Genomic DNA, 14622 nt, shown 5'->3' with positions numbered 1-14622 from the left:
GCGTCTCCTGCAGGCGCTCAGCAACCGTCATCGGTCGAATCGTCGAAGTCGTCGTCCGCGTTGGGGTCCGGATCGCCTCCATCATCCTGCGCGGTGCAGTCGTCATCGTCCTCGTCGTCGTCGTCATCGTCGTCGTCCGGATCGTCGTCATCGTCGTCGTCCCAGTCATCGCCGTCGTCGCCATCACCGTCGCCATCGCCATCACCGCCATCGCCGTCGCCGCCTGGATCGCCCCAGTCGCCGCCGTCATCGCCGTCACCATCGCCGTCGTCGGGTCCGTAATAGACGCCCGCCTCGAGGCGCGGGCCGCCCGCGTCGGGATCCATGCCGAGCCGGCACTCCTCCGGCAGGGCGTGCGACGACTCGTCGGACAAACCGGCCAGCAGCGTGGCCAGCAGATCCGGCGGCAGCGAGGGCGCGATCGGGTGGGACAGGAAGGGGTGCATGCGCATCGCGGTCATGGCTTCCTCACGCATTGGCCGCCGTTACCCGTCGAGCGGGACTGCTTGGCCTTGGACACGCCGCTGCTGTTGCAGGGCGAGAGGGAACGGGTGCCGGCGCTGTTGTTCATGCCACGGAACGGCGCCATGATGTCCTGGACCGTGGGGTCGACCGTGTCGCCCAGGCCCAGCGTGTGGATCAGCTCGTGCTCGATGACGCCTTGCACCGCCGCCTGGAACGCGGCGGCCTGCGAGGGATCAAAGCAGCTGCCCGTGTTGCACGACGTGTTCAGGTAGATGTTGATGTCGGCGTACTGGGTCACGTTGGGTGAACTCGGTGAGCGGTATTGCCGCGTGCCGCCGGCCGAGCCCGTGTCGGTGGTGCCCGGAAAGGAGATCGACACGTACCCGACATCGCCCGCCACCCGCGACGATGACAGCCCGAAGGTCACGCCAGCGGATGCCGCGGGGCCACTGCCATTGAGGGCGTTGATCGCGTTCTGCACCCACTGCTGTTGCTGCGTGCTCATGTTGCGCGTGACGATGGTGACCTGCCCGGGGGGAAAGGACTTATTCAGCACCTCATACTCCGGGCAACCCGTCGGCTTGACCGCACAAACCCCGGCAGCGAGTACGGCAGGGACGAGCGAAACCAGCAGGCCACCGACGCCCGCGGCAAGGAAAAACCTTTTCATGGAATCCCTCGTTATTCAGCGCATTGCTTATTGCGAGACACGCGCAGGATTTCCTGCTTCATCGACGTGTATTTCTCGCCGGAGAGGAATTTCTCCCAGCGACCGCTCCCGGGGTCGATGCGTCCGGCACGCACAGGCACCGGATCGCCGCGCATGAAGAAATCCTGCACGGCCGAATCCTTGGGCCGCGCAAGCGCGAGGAAATAGGTCTGGCCTTGGATATATGGATCGCCGCGCTCGTCGACCACCCGCAGCTTGACGCCCTGGTCGACGACCTCACCGCCCAAGCGCACCACGCTCACGCGCTGACCAGCCTGCAGTCCCGAGCGGGACCTCACGACGTCGACGATCTCGAACTCGGTGCGCGTGAGGATGGACGCGTTGCGGCTGGTCAGCGCGGACACCGAATCCCCGGCCTTGGCCAGGACGATCAGGTGAGCGCCGCAGAACGACTGCGCCAGCATCTGGTCCTTGGCGGACTTGCCCGCTTCCGGCGTGTACGCACGCAGGGGCGGCAGAGTCTCGACGTAGAAACCACGCGCGCCATCTGGAAACTGGTCCGCCTGGTGAATATCCGATGCCGCGCCATCAGGATTCACGCGCAGGAATTTCTCGGCCGCTTCCAGCGAGGTCTTGTCCCATGCCGGGACTGCGAACGCGCACGGCATAACCACGGCGCATAACAGCGCCAGAATTCTTTTCATAGCTTCCCCCTGAGCGGATTTCTCAACCGGCTGGCCGGAATCCGAGTCGCCAATGTATTCAGCCGATGTGGGGATCAAATCGGAAAAAACCCTGAACACCCATGTTTTCTTACAAACATGAAAATCTCGTTCGGTTCGGTAGCGGCTTCATTCAATATTCCATCAGGATGGCATCAATATCGCGTTACGAAAAACAAGAAGAGCTCCGGGCAAAAGCCGCGAAGCTCTCTCTTGGCGACCTCACGCGAGACCCCGATCGTTGCCGGTAATCCAGTTGCCACTTCTCATCAGTCCTGGTGTTCCGTCGCTCATGTCTTGCGTTCCCGCTCCGATCCGCTGGCACCCGCACTCGCCGCCTCCTCGATCAGCCACGCGGCGACATCCCCTAACGGCGCGTCTCCGCGAGCGCGTCGTGGCGACACGAGGTAGTAATCGAGGCCCAGGTGCAGCACCTGCGGCGTCACCTGCACCAGGCGGCCGGCCGCCAGGTCGGACTCGATGAAGAACCTGCCCGTGAGGGCCAGGCCTTGCCCGGCGATCGCCGCGTCGATGGCCAGGCCCGTCTGGTTGAATCGGGTGCCCTTCGACGGCAAAGCCGCCACGCCCGCCTGCGCGAGAAATGCCGGCCAGGCGTCATGCCCGTCGTGGATCAGCGGACAGCTCGCCAGCCGCTCCGGCGTCAGGGCCGCCGCGCCGGCGAGCAGCGACGGACTGCCCACGGCGATCAGGTTGTTCTCGAGCAGCAGCCGCGCCTCGACACCCGGGCCGAACGGCGGACGACCACAGCGGATCGACAGGTCGACACCTTCCGCGTGGAAGCTGGACACGCGTTCCGTCGCGAGGACACGCAAGTCGATATCAGGATGACGCGCGGTGAAGCGGGGCAATCGCGGCAGCAGCCACTTGGTGGCGATCGTCGGGGCCACGCTGATCGTGACGTGTCGGTCGCCAGGACGCAGCAGGCGCGTGGCGTCGGCGATCTCTTCCAGGGCAAGGCGCACGCGGCGCGCGTACGCGGCGCCGGCTCCGGTCGGCGCCAGGCCGCGCGGATGCCGCTCAAAGAGCTTGATGTTCAGGTCGCCCTCGAGGGCACGGATCTGCTGCGCCACGGCGCCTTGCGTCACGTCGAGCTCCTCGGCCGCGAGCCGGAAGTTCAGGTGCCGCGCCACGACCTCGAAGATCCGGAGCGCCTTCAGCGACGGGAGCCCCACCAGCGGTGTGTTCATGGATGGACTGTAGCTTTTCTACTGGATGGATGTAGGTGCACGGACTCGCCGGATCGAGACGGCGCTGATAGCGTATCGACCCACGTGGGCAGGCGCCATCCGGCGGCGGCACGACACAGGAAGAGCACCATGACAGCCGATACGACAGTAGAAAGGGTCGCCATCATCACCGCGGGCGGCAGCGGCATGGGCGCCGCCGCGGCGCGCCGCCTCGCCCAGGACGGCTTCCGCGTCGCCGTGCTCTCCTCGTCGGGCAAGGGCGAAGCCCTCGGACGCGAACTGGGCGGCATCGGCGTCACCGGTTCCAATCAATCCGCGTCGGATCTGAGCGGTCTCGTCGATCAAGTGCTGGCGCGCTGGGGCCGCATCGACGTGCTGGTCAACAGCGCGGGGCATGGCCCGCGCGGTCCGCTGCTCGAGCTCTCCGACGACGACTGGCATCGGGGCATGGACACCTACCTCCTCAACATCGTGCGCGCGTCCCGGGCCGTGGTGCCGACGATGCAGCAGCAGAAGTCCGGCACGATCATCAACATCTCGACGGCGTGGGCCGTGGAACCGTCCGGCCAGTTCCCGACCTCGGGCGTGTTCCGGGCGGGCCTGTCCGCCTTCACGAAGATCTTCGCGGACACGTACGCGGCGGACAACATCCGCATGAACAACGTCCTGCCGGGCTGGATCGACAGCCTCCCCGCGACCGATGAGCGCCGCGACAGCGTGCCGATGCAGCGCTACGGACGCAGCGACGAGATCGCCGCGACGATCGCCTTCCTGGCGTCCGAAGGGGCCGGCTACATCACGGGCCAGAACCTGCGCGTCGACGGCGGCCTGACGCGATCACTGTAAGGGGGCGCCATGCAAGCACTGGTCTTTCACCAATTCGGCGATGCCGACGTCCTCCGCTACGAAGCGGTGCCCGATCCCGTTCCTGGCCCCGATCAGGCGCTCGTTCGCATGCGCGCCATCGGCCTGAACTTTGCGGACGTCTATCGTCGCAAGGGCAACTATCACCTGGCGGGATCACCGCCGTGGATCCTGGGCTACGAAGGCGCGGGCGAGGTCGTCGCGGCGCCCGAGGGCAGCGGCCTGCGGCCCGGTCAGCGCGTCGGCTTCGCCGACAGCCCGTTCGCCAACGCGGAACTCTGCGCGGTCGATGTGGACCGGCTCATTCCGCTGCCGGACGAGACGTCCTTCGAGACGGCCGCCAGTTGCCTGCTGCGGGGCCTGACGGCGCAGTACCTGTGCCGCGACAGCTACGCGGTGCGCGCTGGCGACTGGGCCGTCGTGCATGCGGCGGCGGGCGGTGTCGGGCTGCTGCTCGTGCAGATCCTGAAGCACCTGGGCGCGCGCGTCATCGGCATCGCCTCGACCGACGCCAAGCGACAAGCCGTGCGCGAGGCCGGCGCCGACGTGGTGATCCCGACCGAAGGGTGGCTGCAGGCCGTGAAGGCGCTCACCGACGGGCGCGGCGCGGACGTCGTGTACGACTCGGTCGGCACCACGCTGCGCGAGAGCCTGGATGCCGCGCGCACCGGCGGCACGATCGTGTTCTACGGCATGGCGGCGGGCGACCCGGCGCCGGTGGATCCCCGGCGGCTCATGGATCGCTCGCTGGCCCTCGTCGGTGGTGATCTGTGGAACGTGCTCACCACTGCCGAAGAGCGCCGGACTGGCGCAACGGAATTGTTCAGCTGGATCCGATCAGGCGTCGTGACGTTGCGTCTCTCGCAGACCCTCGCCTTGCGCGACGGCGCGCAGGCGCACCGCGCCCTGGAGACTCGTCAGACCATCGGCAAGATCGTCCTGCTGCCTTGAGATCACGGTTTCCTGAACCGCAGCACGAAGCGATCGGTCTTGCCCCGGATCGCCGGATCGAACACCTTCAGCGTGCGGTCGTCGGCGGAATTGGCCAGCGCATCGGTTTCCGCGTCGAGCACGAATCCGGCCTTCTCCACTTCGGCCTTGACCGTCTCACGGTCGATCCGATGCAGGTCTTCGGTGTGCTTCAGACCTGACCCCGCCACGGCCGAATGGTCGGCCACGATGTAGTACCCGCCCGGCTTCAGCAGGCTGAAGACCGCCTTGTTGTAGGCGTTCACGTCAGCGCCCTTCATGAAGCTGTCGTGGAAGTCGTGATAGTTCTCGAAGGTCCAAAAGACGTCGAGCGTGTTGTGGATGGACGCCGGCGGCTGCTCGGCGAGCGGGCTCGAGGTCTGTTCGACGTTCCCATGGCCGGGCTCCGCGGTGATGGCCCTCGCGGTGGCGGCCGGGTTCGACTTGAAGACGGCGAACTCACTCGGCACGTAGGCGTAGACCTTGCCCTTGGGCCCCACCAGCGTCGAGAAGATCCGCGTCCAGTACCCGCCGCCGGGCACCGCGTCGATGACCTTGTCGCCGGGCTTCACCTTGGAGAAGGCGACCAGGTCCGCCGGTCGCCGCGAGGCGTCCTGCTGGACGTCCTTGGCAGGTCGTGTCGCATCCGCCACCGCCGCGGAGACGGCGGCGTCGACGACGGGCGTCTGCGCCATGGCCAGCGACGACATCAGCGCGGCGGCGGTCACGGTGGCCAGCGCGAACAGTCTCGAACTCATGAGGGCTCCTTCTGCAGGTCGATGATCTGGAGGAGCGTAGCGCTCATCCCGCAAGGCGTCTTCAAGTCATGGCTGACCCGGCAGAAAGGAGAAACGCGTGAGGTCTTCATCTCATCCTGTCCATTGGCCCGGGACGTGCCGGGCCGAGCCTCCTTGCCTCACGCAAGCACAACTTCGCGCCTACTGCGAATGCAAGAACCATGGCCCCGCATGAAACGCCCAGGAAGACTTGCTCCGACACCATGACGCCGTTCGCAGGCAGCCAGATCTGAAGGAAATGGATCGAAACCATGGTCGACACCTGTAGTGCAACACCGGCGGCAAAGGCAAGGAGAAGGCGCAGATACCTCTTCATTGCACCGCCCCTCGAACCGTCCCCGACTTGGCTTCGAACAGCACCTTCAGGTGGACCTGCTTGTCGTCCTCACCGCGATAGACGATGAAGAGCACCATTGTTGGCATTTCACTGGCCTGGCATTTGATCGGGCAGATGATTTTCAGCAAGTGCTTGCCGGCCGGTGTCGGCTCGCCCGGCGCAGAGCGTTCTGTCGCCGCAGTCAGCATGCGAGCCGCGTCCCGATGACCGCCCTTCGCCGCGCGACGCAGCCATTTCAATCCCGTCTGACGATCCATTGGCGTGCCTTCTCCATGAAGCTGACACAAGCAGCATCCCAAGCGTCAAGCCTATCCGCAAAGAGCGGCGGAATGAAAACCATCCTTGCGCCGACAACTGATCAGCGCGGCGGCGGTCGCCAGGACAATCAGTCTTGAACTCATAGGGAATCCCTCTGCAGGTCGATGATCTGGAAGAGATCAGCGCCCATCGGGCGCAGCGTCTTCAAGTCATGGAGAGTTTGGTGACTTTCCATGCATCGGACCTGCTCCGCAGCTCGACCGTGAAGCCTCGATCGCAACTCGGGCTGGTCACCCGCCCTCGAAACTTCGCCTCGGCGTTGTCGCCGGAGAACTGGTACGTATAGAACCATCTGCTGAGGTCCACTCGCATCTCCTTGCCGCATGCGGCGACCAGCGCCTGCTCGGCAGGCAGGAGCTCCTTGGCGGCATTCCATCCATCGAGCTTGTGGGCAAAAAGCGGAGGGATGAACACCAACGCCGCTGCGATGGCGGCGGCAAACCAAGCACCCTCACGAAATCTTGTCTTCATGATCATGGTTGTCTCACCCGTTCCTGCGCGACGCGAGCCCCACTGAAGATCGTTTCAAGGCCTTGCATCTCCGAGCTCGCCTCATCGACACAGACGCTCATGCCAATAGAAATCCGGTCGCAAGATCCATGAGAACTTCTCCTTCTTCGAGAGTTCCCGCATGGGGCTCAGATCGATCTCATACCGCCACAACAAGGCCATCAACTCGAAGACACGCTCCTTGCTGAGTCGATTGAGTTCGACATTCAGCACCAGGCCCCGGCCGACACCTTTGAAATCCTTGATGCAGTCGAGCTCTCGCAGCCCTTCAAAGAACCGTCGCTCATCGCCATGCGAGAAGAACGCTGTCAAACGGATTTCGATGTGCATGCTTTTCCAGAAGGGTTTGCCAGCGTTCAGCTCGCGCGCGATGCACGCATCGTCAAGGTCACGCTCGTGCCTTGCCCCGGCGCGCTGGTGATCGTCAAGCGCGCGCCCACCGCGCGCGCGCGCTCCCGCATCGACGCCAGTCCCATGTGCCCTGGTCGGCCGCTCGCGGCCAGCGACGGCGGCATGCCTTCGCCATCGTCGCGCAGCTCCACGCGCAGTCGCCACCATCCGAAGCGCCAGGTCATCGTGATGCGATTCGCCCGCGCGTGCCTGAACGCATTCAACAGCGCTTCGCCGAAGATCAGGCGCAGCTCATCGCGGACCTCCGCCCGCAGCGGCCGCTCGCGGCCGACGATCTCCAGCCGGAACTCGCCGTCGTAGTCCCGCGCCAGCTGCGACGCGATGTCCTCCAGCGCCCTCGGCAGGCTCGCGCTACCTGGCTGGGAGCCGCGCAACGCCATCACGCGGCGGCGGCTCTCATCCAGCACGTCGTCGGCCATCAGCAGGTCCGCATCGATCGCCGCGCGCACCGGATGCGCCGCCGGCAGCTGCGCGGAGTGCGCCTCGAAACGCAGGATCAGCCCCTGCACGCCCTGCAGCAGCGTGTCGTGCAGCTCGCGGGCGATGCGGTCGCGCTCGGCCATGCGGGTGCGCATCTTCTCGCGCGCCCGCCGCGCGGCCTGCCTCAGGCGCAGCCGGTGCAAGGCCCAGATCAGCGCGATCACCGCCGCCACGCACAACACGCGGAACAGCGCCGTCTGGTACCAGGCGGCCGGGATGACGATGTCCTGGATCGCTTCCTGCGGCGCCGCGACGCCGTCGCTGTTGATGGCCAGCACGTGGAACCGGTAGCTGCCCGGACCCAGGCTGTTGTAGGCCGTCTCCCGCCGCGGCCCCGCGTCGCGCCAGCGCGTATCGACCCCGTCCAGCCGGTAGCGGAAGCTCACCCGCTCCGGCACCGCGAGGCTCGCGGCGGAGAAGCGCAGCTCCATCATCTCGGCGTGCTTCGGGAGCGTCACCGTCGCGCCCGGCGCGTACTCGACGCCATGGGCGCGCAGCCCGGTGATCCGCACCACGGGCGGCACCGCGTTGCGCCGTGACCGCCGCGGATCCAGCCACGCCACGCCGGTCGTGCCCGCGAACCACAACCGGCCGTCCGCGGCCTCCACCACGCTCGGCTGCGGCCAGAAGGCGGTGGCGCCGCCCGGGTGGCCGTCCAGCGTGTCCAGCACCTCCACCTTCAGCGGCTGGCCGGGATCGCCCAGGAAGCGGAGCAGGTCCTCGCGCCGGACATGGACCGCCCCCTTGCGCCCGTTGAGCCACAGGTCGCCGTCCGCGGTCTCGGCGATGCCGGACACGCCGGCCAGCGTCTCCGGCACCTCGGTCGCCAATGGCACGAAGCGGTGGTCCCACAGGATCGCCACGCCGCGTTCGCCCGCGATCAGCAGTCGCGATCGGCCGGCATGGACCAGCAGCACGTCGCCGACATCCACGCCCTGCGCCGGCCCGAAACTGCGCACCTTGCCGTCGGCCCAGCGCAGCACCTGGTTGTCCTTGAGTCCGAACCAGTAGGTGCCGTCGCCGGCCCACGCCACCGCGGCCTCCAGCGGCGACGGCTGTCCCGGCAACGACAGCGGCTGCCAGCGGCCGTCCTCCCAGGTCTGCACGCCTCCGCGCTGGAAGGCGACCATCAGGCCGTCGCCGTAGGGGACGATGCCGCTGATCCAGCGCTCCCCGACGCCCGGCGGTCTGGGAATCCCCTCCCACCGCGCGCCCTCGCGGCGCCAGAGTCCCGCGGGTCCGACCAGCCAGAGCCGCCCCTGGCCGTCGCGGCCCGCCGCGGTGATCTGCGCGCCCGGCGCCGGCAGCTTCTCGGCCTCGCCCGCAGAGCCCGACAGCCGCCACACGGTGGACGCCACCGGCGAGTACGCCGCCACCGTCACCCCGCCGCCCGGATCCGCCGCGAGCGCGAAATTGCTGGTGGCGCGCGGCATCGGCGCGGGCACGAGCGCGGCCCGCCGGAAGCGGTCCAGGCCGGTCTTGGTCGCGACCCACAGACTGCCTTCGACGTCCTCGAGGATCATCATCCCGAAGTCGCCCGACAGGCCCTCCGGCGCGGCGAAGCGTTCGTACTCGCCGGTCAGCGGCACGCGGTCGCCCTCCAGCGGCCAGGGCAGCCGGCGGCGGCACAGGCCCGCCGGGCAGAACACGGTCCACAGGTTGCCGTCGCGGTCCACCACGGTCGACGACCCCCGCCGCGTCGACAGCCGCGGGTCCCGCGCGATGGCCATCCGCGACAGCGCCGGCGCCTTGCGCATCTCGTTGGCAAAGACCAGCCAGGTCTCGCCGCGCAGCACCTGGAGGCTGGTCGCCTCCTTGCAGTCGCCGACGGCGCGGAAACGCGTCTCGCCCTGCGGCAGTCCGAGCAGGCGCTCGTTGTCGCAGATCCAGACGGTGCCGCGCCCGTCGACGACCGCGCCGTCGATGGCGCGGCCCTCCACGCCCCACGACGCGTCGATGCGCTCCCAGCGGTCGTTCTGGAAGCGGAAGAGCTCGGTCGCACCGCCCGCCCAGATCGCGCCGTCCGCATCCTCGGCGATGGACCGGATGCGGGCGGTCGCCACCGCCTCCGTCACCGGCACGCGCCAGACCTGGTCGCCGCGGATCCGGACCAGCCCGCGCGGGAAGAAGGCGGCCCACAGATCGCCACCGGACGTCGCCAGCACCTTCGCCACGGTGCCGGACGGGAACTCCTGCGGCGGCGGCGGGCGGAAGCGCTCGAAGCGCACGCCGTCGAAGCGCGTCAAGCCGTTCGGGCCGCCCATCCAGAGCAGTCCGTCCGGCGTCTGGGCCATGGTCCAGGTTTCCATCGGCACGCCGTCCTCGGCGGTCCAGGCACGGTGATGGAACTGGTTCATGGCGAGCCCGTGGTCCAGCGCGCGGACCGGCACGGCGGCCAACAGCAGCGTCGCGGCCAGCACCGCCATCCCGGCCGCCTTCCAGGCCCCGCTCGCGATCGACATGAGCGTCGCCATCGCGCGCAACGCCGTCGTCGCCGCCGGCGAAGCCCGGGGCGTACGGCGCATGGGAGCGGACATCACGAGCGACAACGTCATGGGGCCGGAACACTAGCAGAAGCGGCGGGCGGATCGGGCGAGCCGCGGGGGTGGCGCGAGGCGCCGGCGCGACACCTCCGGGCTAACTCTTTCGAGGGAGCGGGAGTAGCCCCAGGGGCGATCCGGACCGTCGGCTGCGGCTACGCTTCGGCCCTTGCGCCCATGAGCCGGCGCTCCCGACCTGACCGCTGACCGCGCGTGAACGACTCCGCCCCGATCTCCTCCCCCATCACGGTGATGGCCGTCGACGACCATGCGCTGATGCGCAGCGGCATCACGACGGTCATCGACGCAGAGCCCGACATGCGCATGGTGGCCGAGGCCACGACCGGCCTGGAGGCGCTGTCGCGCTTCCGCCAGCACCAGCCCGACGTGACGCTGATGGACCTGCGCATGCGGGACATGGACGGCATCGAGGCGATGACGGCCATCCGTCGCGAGTTCCCGCAGGCGCGGATCGTCATCCTCACGACCTTTCCCGGCGATTTCCAGGCCGCGCGCGCGATCAAGGCCGGCGCGGTGGGCTACCTGCTCAAGGGCCTGATGCGCACCGAGCTGCTGGACACCATCCGCGGCGTGCATGCCGGCCGGATGATGGTGCCGCCGGCCATCGAGGCCGCCATCGCGCAGCATGCCGGCAGCCGTGCGCTGTCGCTGCGGGAGACGCAGGTGCTGCGCCTGGTGGCGCTCGGTCACGCGAACAAGGAGGTGGCGGAGCACCTCTCGCTGACCGAGGAGACGGTGAAGGTCCACATGCGGACCATCCTGGGCAAGCTGTCGGCGAAGGACCGCACCCACGCGGTCACGATCGCGTTGAAGCGCGGGATCATCGAACTCTGAACGCCTGACCGCAGCCGGGCCGGAAGCGGCCTGCCCCGCGCCCTCAAGTCCCGTCGCCCACCCGGCCCATCTCGATGTCGGTCGGGGGCGCGATGGCGACGAGGCGTGGCTGCTCGAAGCCGGCGAATCCGGCAGCGAGGGGGTCACAGTCGAATGGCGAGGCCCTCCAGGCGCTCTAGCAGGCGTATAGACGGACGGCGATGCGAGCGGTAGGTGCTTCCCCCATTCGAGGGTCGAAGGGGTGACATCCACAGCCCATGCGCTCCCATTTGGAGGGAGCGCCTGCATGCAATTGCATCGATCTCACCGAAATGAGCGAATTGCCAGTGACGCCGACCGTCGCCAACAATTTCAAGCTTCCTTCGGTCGCTTCCGCATCAGCAGACGGCGCTCGAAACGTCAGTTCTCCTGAACCGGGACATCGGATGACCAGCGAAGTACTTCTTCTCAACAAGCGCGCAATCGTCATCGGCGCCGACAGCGCCGCGACGACCTCGTCCGGCTCCGACCATCCGCGTTACTCGAAGTCGGCCAACAAGATCTTCGAGTTGACGAAGAACGGCGCGATGGCCGCAGCCGTCTTCGGCAACGCCAGCATCGACGCTGTCCCCTGGGAATTGGCGATCAAACTGTTTCGCTCACATCTTGGGCCGAGGACCTTCAATCGGACGCTCGAATACGCTGCGGCGATCATCTCGTTCTTGACCGCCAACGACCGGCTGTTTCCAACGACGTTCAGGGAACAAGAGACGACCGGGCAGTTCGACGCAGCGATCAAGGAGGTCGCCCGCCTCGCGTGCAACGGCGACGAATCGATCCTCGACACAGCACTGCCACTCGATCTGCGTCGGTCGGCTTGGGACAGGCAGGTGAACCGCATCCGTGCGATTCTGAATGCGAGGGGCGTCGCCGCCCCTTTGACGGAAGAGGCCATGCATCGCGCTCTCGAAGACCTGGATCCCTGGGTGCGGCGCGCGCAGATCCAAATCGCAGGATCTGACTCGTTGCAGGCGATGGACTGCGAGGACCTTGCCGACCTGGGGCATCGACTGCGGTATGTCATGCCCGAGGTCCTTCTGCCGCGTTCCGGCCTCGTCATCGCGGGGTATGGCGAGGATCAGATCTTCCCCTCCTATGTCCAGCTGGAGATATTCGGTCATCTGGGCGACGAGCTGTTCTATCGACTTCAGAACTCATATGAAATGACGCGAGACGGAGACGCCTTGATCCAGCCGTTCGCCATGAGTTCGATGATCAATGTCTTCACGGACGGCTTCGATCGAGCCCTCGAGGGCATCGTCAATGAACAAAGCCAGATTGCTTTCGCGAAGGTCTTCCAGCGACTTCATGAGGCTGGCATTGACGTTACAGACCAGTGCATCGAACAGATTTCCGACACCTGCCAGCGCGATTTCATGGCGGACTGGAAACGGCTGAACTGGCAGAGCAACCGGGCTCCGCTGCTTGGGATTCTTCAAAGCCTGGGCATCGAGGAGATGGCCCATTTGGCGACATCTCTTCTCGAACTCCAGTCCCTGAAAGAACGGGTGACATCGTCAACCGAGACCGTTGGCGGACCCATCGACGTGGCGGTCATTACCAAAGAAGAAGGATTGGTATGGATCCACCGGAAGCACTTCTTCGACCTCAGCCGGAACACGCGCTACTCGGCGCGACTCCATCACTCACTTGCTTGAAGGCCATCACATGAACGCGATAGACCATGCAGCGACGATTGACGTCATGCCCAGCCCCCTTGTCCAGCATCCGCGTCGAAAGGCGCCGCATGAAATCACTTTCGGCGAGGTGCTTCAACAATATCTGGAGGAAGAACGAATCCGAAAAGCCCTTCCCGAAAACTCTCCCTTGGCCCAATGGGCCAAACGGAACTTCGACAGGGATCCGCCGCCGCCGCCTCGCAACCCCGTGCTCGACTTCCTCAATTCGCCTTGAGCAGCCTCAGCGATTCACCATCACGATCCCCGCCGCCAGGCCCGCAAGCGCGAGCATCAATCGCGGGGTGATCGGCTCGCCCAGCAGCAGCGCGCCTGCGATGAGGCCGAACAACGGCGTGCTCAGCGTGAAGCTGGACAGCTTGGTCGCCGGGTAGTGGCGGATCAGCCAGAACCACAGCAGGTAGCTCGCGAACGACACGATCACCGCCTGGAAACCGAACAGCCCCAGCAGGCGCCAGGACCAGTCGAGCGGGAGCGACTCGCCGGCCGCCATCGCGCCCGCCGCGAGCGCCATCGCCGAGATCGCCAGCTGGTACAGCAGCGTCTTCTCCGCGCTGGCGGACGACAGCTTCGTCGCGCGGATCGCCAGCGTCGTTCCGCCCCACAGCAGCGCGGCCAGCACCCCCAGTGCATCGCCCAGCCACTGCATCGTCTGCCCGGTCCCATGCAGTCCCTCGCCGAACGCGAAGGCCACCGCGCCGAAGGCGACCAGCAGCCCCGCGGCTTGCCGCTTCGTCAGCCGCTCGGCCGGCGAGATCAAGGGCATGCCCAGCGCAACGACGAACGGCGACAGGTAGAGGAAGACCACCATCCGCGACGCCGTCGTGTACTGCAGGCCGATGAAGATGCAGGCGAATTCGGCCGCGAACAGCAGGCCCGCGAGCAGCCCGCCCGGCAGGCTGCCGTCACGCCGGAACAGCGCGATGCCGCGCGCCGCGGCGAAGCCCCACACCAGCGCGCCGGCCAGGCCGGAGCGCAAGGCCGCCTGCCACAGCGGACCGATCTCGGTCAGCGCGGCCTTGGCCGCGACCTGGTTCAGGCCCCACAGCACGCAGCATCCCAGGAGGATGACCACCGCCGTGCTGTCGAGATGCTGCTTGCGTTCCATGGCGCCGGATCATGCCCGGCGGCCAGTGCGACCTGCCCAGGCCCGCGCGGCCAACGCACACAGCAGCGCCGTCGCCACGCCGGCGATCAGCCCCGTCAGGTGCGCCAGCGGCGCGATCGCGATGTTCCAGCCGTCCCAGTGCCGCAAGGCCGGTGCCGACAAGGGCCGCTCCGCCGCGACCTTCACGGCCAGTCCGACGCCGATGAGCAGCCCGATCACGCGCTCCCGCCCGTGAGACGCCCGCATCCGCATCATCCCGATCGCGGCCACCGCGACCCCCGCGTGCAGCACGCCGGACGCGCCGCCGAAACGCTCAAGCGACGGCTCGATCAGCAGGCCGAACTGCGTCAGCGGCCACGCCAGCAGCCACGCCGCCGCGTCACGCGCGGTCAGCCGCGCGGCGATGCCGAGCAGCCCGATCACGGCGCAGCCGGCGAGGTTGGCGATCAGGTGTTGCGGGCTCCAGTGCAGCCACGCCGCGCTGACGGCACGCCAGGGTTGGGTCGCCGCAAGTTCGGGTCGCCACGCCATCGCGGCCTGCACTTGCGGCGGCTGGATCCAGGCGACCATCGAGCCGATGGCCAACGCCATCGCGACGAGGAGCCAAGCGCGTCCCGGCATCCGGTCCCGCT

Annotated in this window: 16 protein-coding genes; 5 read left to right on the top strand and 11 right to left on the bottom strand. The window is 67.2% G+C overall.

The features are described from left to right. Positions 1-17 precede the first annotated feature (17 nt). The 4 genes from AC07PR_RS25645 to AC07PR_RS25630 form a co-directional block, all read right to left on the bottom strand. Complete coding sequence (locus AC07PR_RS25645) at positions 18-461, bottom strand: hypothetical protein (RefSeq protein WP_495136980.1); 444 nt, start codon at positions 459-461, stop codon at positions 18-20. Then, positions 458-1135 (bottom strand): zinc metalloprotease, encoded by a 678-nt coding sequence (locus AC07PR_RS25640; protein WP_495136979.1) that lies wholly within the window; start codon positions 1133-1135, stop codon positions 458-460. Before AC07PR_RS25640 ends, AC07PR_RS25645 begins: the two co-directional genes overlap by 4 nt. A gap of 11 nt (positions 1136-1146) precedes the next feature. After that, on the bottom strand, positions 1147-1938 hold the full coding sequence (locus tag AC07PR_RS25635) for a hypothetical protein (RefSeq protein ID WP_495136978.1): 792 nt from the start codon (positions 1936-1938) through the stop codon (positions 1147-1149). A 209-nt stretch (positions 1939-2147) separates the two neighbouring features. Further along, positions 2148-3065 (bottom strand): LysR substrate-binding domain-containing protein, encoded by a 918-nt coding sequence (locus AC07PR_RS25630; protein WP_495136977.1) that lies wholly within the window; start codon positions 3063-3065, stop codon positions 2148-2150. Between the two features lie 129 nt (positions 3066-3194). Here AC07PR_RS25630 and AC07PR_RS25625 point away from each other — a divergent pair, with 129 nt between their 5' ends. After that, the gene (locus AC07PR_RS25625) at positions 3195-3911 is read left to right on the top strand and encodes an SDR family oxidoreductase (protein ID WP_495136976.1); all 717 of its coding nucleotides are present in this window, start codon (positions 3195-3197) and stop codon (positions 3909-3911) included. A gap of 9 nt (positions 3912-3920) precedes the next feature. Continuing rightward, positions 3921-4880, top strand: a complete 960-nt coding sequence (locus tag AC07PR_RS25620; RefSeq protein WP_495136975.1) for a quinone oxidoreductase family protein — start codon at positions 3921-3923, stop codon at positions 4878-4880. A 2-nt stretch (positions 4881-4882) separates the two neighbouring features. Here AC07PR_RS25620 and AC07PR_RS25615 read toward each other — a convergent pair whose 3' ends face one another. The 5 genes from AC07PR_RS25615 to AC07PR_RS25595 form a co-directional block, all read right to left on the bottom strand. Next, positions 4883-5656 carry a class I SAM-dependent methyltransferase gene (locus AC07PR_RS25615; RefSeq protein ID WP_495136974.1) on the bottom strand — a complete coding sequence of 258 codons (774 nt, stop codon included), beginning with the start codon at positions 5654-5656 and terminating at the stop codon, positions 4883-4885. Positions 5657-6007: 351 nt separating this feature from the next. Then, positions 6008-6289, bottom strand: coding sequence for a hypothetical protein (locus AC07PR_RS25610; protein ID WP_495136973.1), 282 nt, complete (start codon positions 6287-6289; stop codon positions 6008-6010). A 205-nt stretch (positions 6290-6494) separates the two neighbouring features. Continuing rightward, positions 6495-6827, bottom strand: coding sequence for a hypothetical protein (locus tag AC07PR_RS25605; RefSeq protein WP_495136972.1), 333 nt, complete (start codon positions 6825-6827; stop codon positions 6495-6497). 75 nt (positions 6828-6902) lie between these two features. Further along, complete coding sequence (locus AC07PR_RS25600) at positions 6903-7190, bottom strand: hypothetical protein (RefSeq protein WP_495136971.1); 288 nt, start codon at positions 7188-7190, stop codon at positions 6903-6905. A gap of 26 nt (positions 7191-7216) precedes the next feature. Further along, positions 7217-10276 carry a sensor histidine kinase gene (locus AC07PR_RS25595; protein ID WP_495136970.1) on the bottom strand — a complete coding sequence of 1020 codons (3060 nt, stop codon included), beginning with the start codon at positions 10274-10276 and terminating at the stop codon, positions 7217-7219. Between the two features lie 228 nt (positions 10277-10504). On the opposite strand from AC07PR_RS25595, the gene AC07PR_RS25590 reads away from it, so the two are divergent. The 3 genes from AC07PR_RS25590 to AC07PR_RS25580 all read left to right on the top strand — a co-directional run bounded on the left by AC07PR_RS25590 (position 10505) and on the right by AC07PR_RS25580 (position 13099). After that, on the top strand, positions 10505-11146 hold the full coding sequence (locus AC07PR_RS25590) for a response regulator (protein ID WP_431100497.1): 642 nt from the start codon (positions 10505-10507) through the stop codon (positions 11144-11146). Positions 11147-11457: 311 nt separating this feature from the next. Next, the gene (locus AC07PR_RS25585) at positions 11458-12843 is read left to right on the top strand and encodes a hypothetical protein (protein WP_495136969.1); all 1386 of its coding nucleotides are present in this window, start codon (positions 11458-11460) and stop codon (positions 12841-12843) included. A gap of 10 nt (positions 12844-12853) precedes the next feature. Further along, entirely contained in the window at positions 12854-13099 is a 246-nt protein-coding gene (locus AC07PR_RS25580) for a hypothetical protein (RefSeq protein ID WP_377159572.1), read from the top strand. Between the two features lie 6 nt (positions 13100-13105). On the opposite strand, the gene AC07PR_RS25575 is transcribed toward AC07PR_RS25580, so the two are convergent. Then, positions 13106-13990, bottom strand: coding sequence for a DMT family transporter (locus tag AC07PR_RS25575; RefSeq protein ID WP_377159570.1), 885 nt, complete (start codon positions 13988-13990; stop codon positions 13106-13108). 9 nt (positions 13991-13999) lie between these two features. Continuing rightward, positions 14000-14611 carry a rhombosortase gene (gene rrtA / locus AC07PR_RS25570; RefSeq protein WP_495136968.1) on the bottom strand — a complete coding sequence of 204 codons (612 nt, stop codon included), beginning with the start codon at positions 14609-14611 and terminating at the stop codon, positions 14000-14002. Positions 14612-14622 lie beyond the last annotated feature (11 nt).

The organism is Roseateles sp. GW821-FHT09H11, from assembly GCF_059415845.1.
The sequence above is the reverse complement of the archived record's forward strand: the minus strand, read 5'-3'. Positions and strand labels throughout refer to the sequence as shown.

Excerpts from the sequence above, each read along its gene's own strand:
- rrtA (WP_495136968.1), bottom strand. The coding sequence starts at position 14,611 with ATGCCGGGACGCGCTTGGCTCCTCGTCGCGATGGCGTTGGCCATCGGC.
- AC07PR_RS25600 (WP_495136971.1), bottom strand. The coding sequence starts at position 7,190 with ATGCACATCGAAATCCGTTTGACAGCGTTCTTCTCGCATGGCGATGAG.
- AC07PR_RS25580 (WP_377159572.1), top strand. The coding sequence starts at position 12,854 with ATGAACGCGATAGACCATGCAGCGACGATTGACGTCATGCCCAGCCCC.
- AC07PR_RS25630 (WP_495136977.1), bottom strand. The coding sequence starts at position 3,065 with ATGAACACACCGCTGGTGGGGCTCCCGTCGCTGAAGGCGCTCCGGATC.
- AC07PR_RS25575 (WP_377159570.1), bottom strand. The coding sequence starts at position 13,990 with ATGGAACGCAAGCAGCATCTCGACAGCACGGCGGTGGTCATCCTCCTG.
- AC07PR_RS25645 (WP_495136980.1), bottom strand. The coding sequence starts at position 461 with ATGACCGCGATGCGCATGCACCCCTTCCTGTCCCACCCGATCGCGCCC.
- AC07PR_RS25610 (WP_495136973.1), bottom strand. The coding sequence starts at position 6,289 with ATGGATCGTCAGACGGGATTGAAATGGCTGCGTCGCGCGGCGAAGGGC.
- AC07PR_RS25625 (WP_495136976.1), top strand. The coding sequence starts at position 3,195 with ATGACAGCCGATACGACAGTAGAAAGGGTCGCCATCATCACCGCGGGC.
- AC07PR_RS25640 (WP_495136979.1), bottom strand. The coding sequence starts at position 1,135 with ATGAAAAGGTTTTTCCTTGCCGCGGGCGTCGGTGGCCTGCTGGTTTCG.
- AC07PR_RS25585 (WP_495136969.1), top strand. The coding sequence starts at position 11,458 with ATGAGCGAATTGCCAGTGACGCCGACCGTCGCCAACAATTTCAAGCTT.
- AC07PR_RS25595 (WP_495136970.1), bottom strand. The coding sequence starts at position 10,276 with ATGCGCCGTACGCCCCGGGCTTCGCCGGCGGCGACGACGGCGTTGCGC.
- AC07PR_RS25620 (WP_495136975.1), top strand. The coding sequence starts at position 3,921 with ATGCAAGCACTGGTCTTTCACCAATTCGGCGATGCCGACGTCCTCCGC.
- AC07PR_RS25615 (WP_495136974.1), bottom strand. The coding sequence starts at position 5,656 with ATGAGTTCGAGACTGTTCGCGCTGGCCACCGTGACCGCCGCCGCGCTG.
- AC07PR_RS25605 (WP_495136972.1), bottom strand. The coding sequence starts at position 6,827 with ATGATCATGAAGACAAGATTTCGTGAGGGTGCTTGGTTTGCCGCCGCC.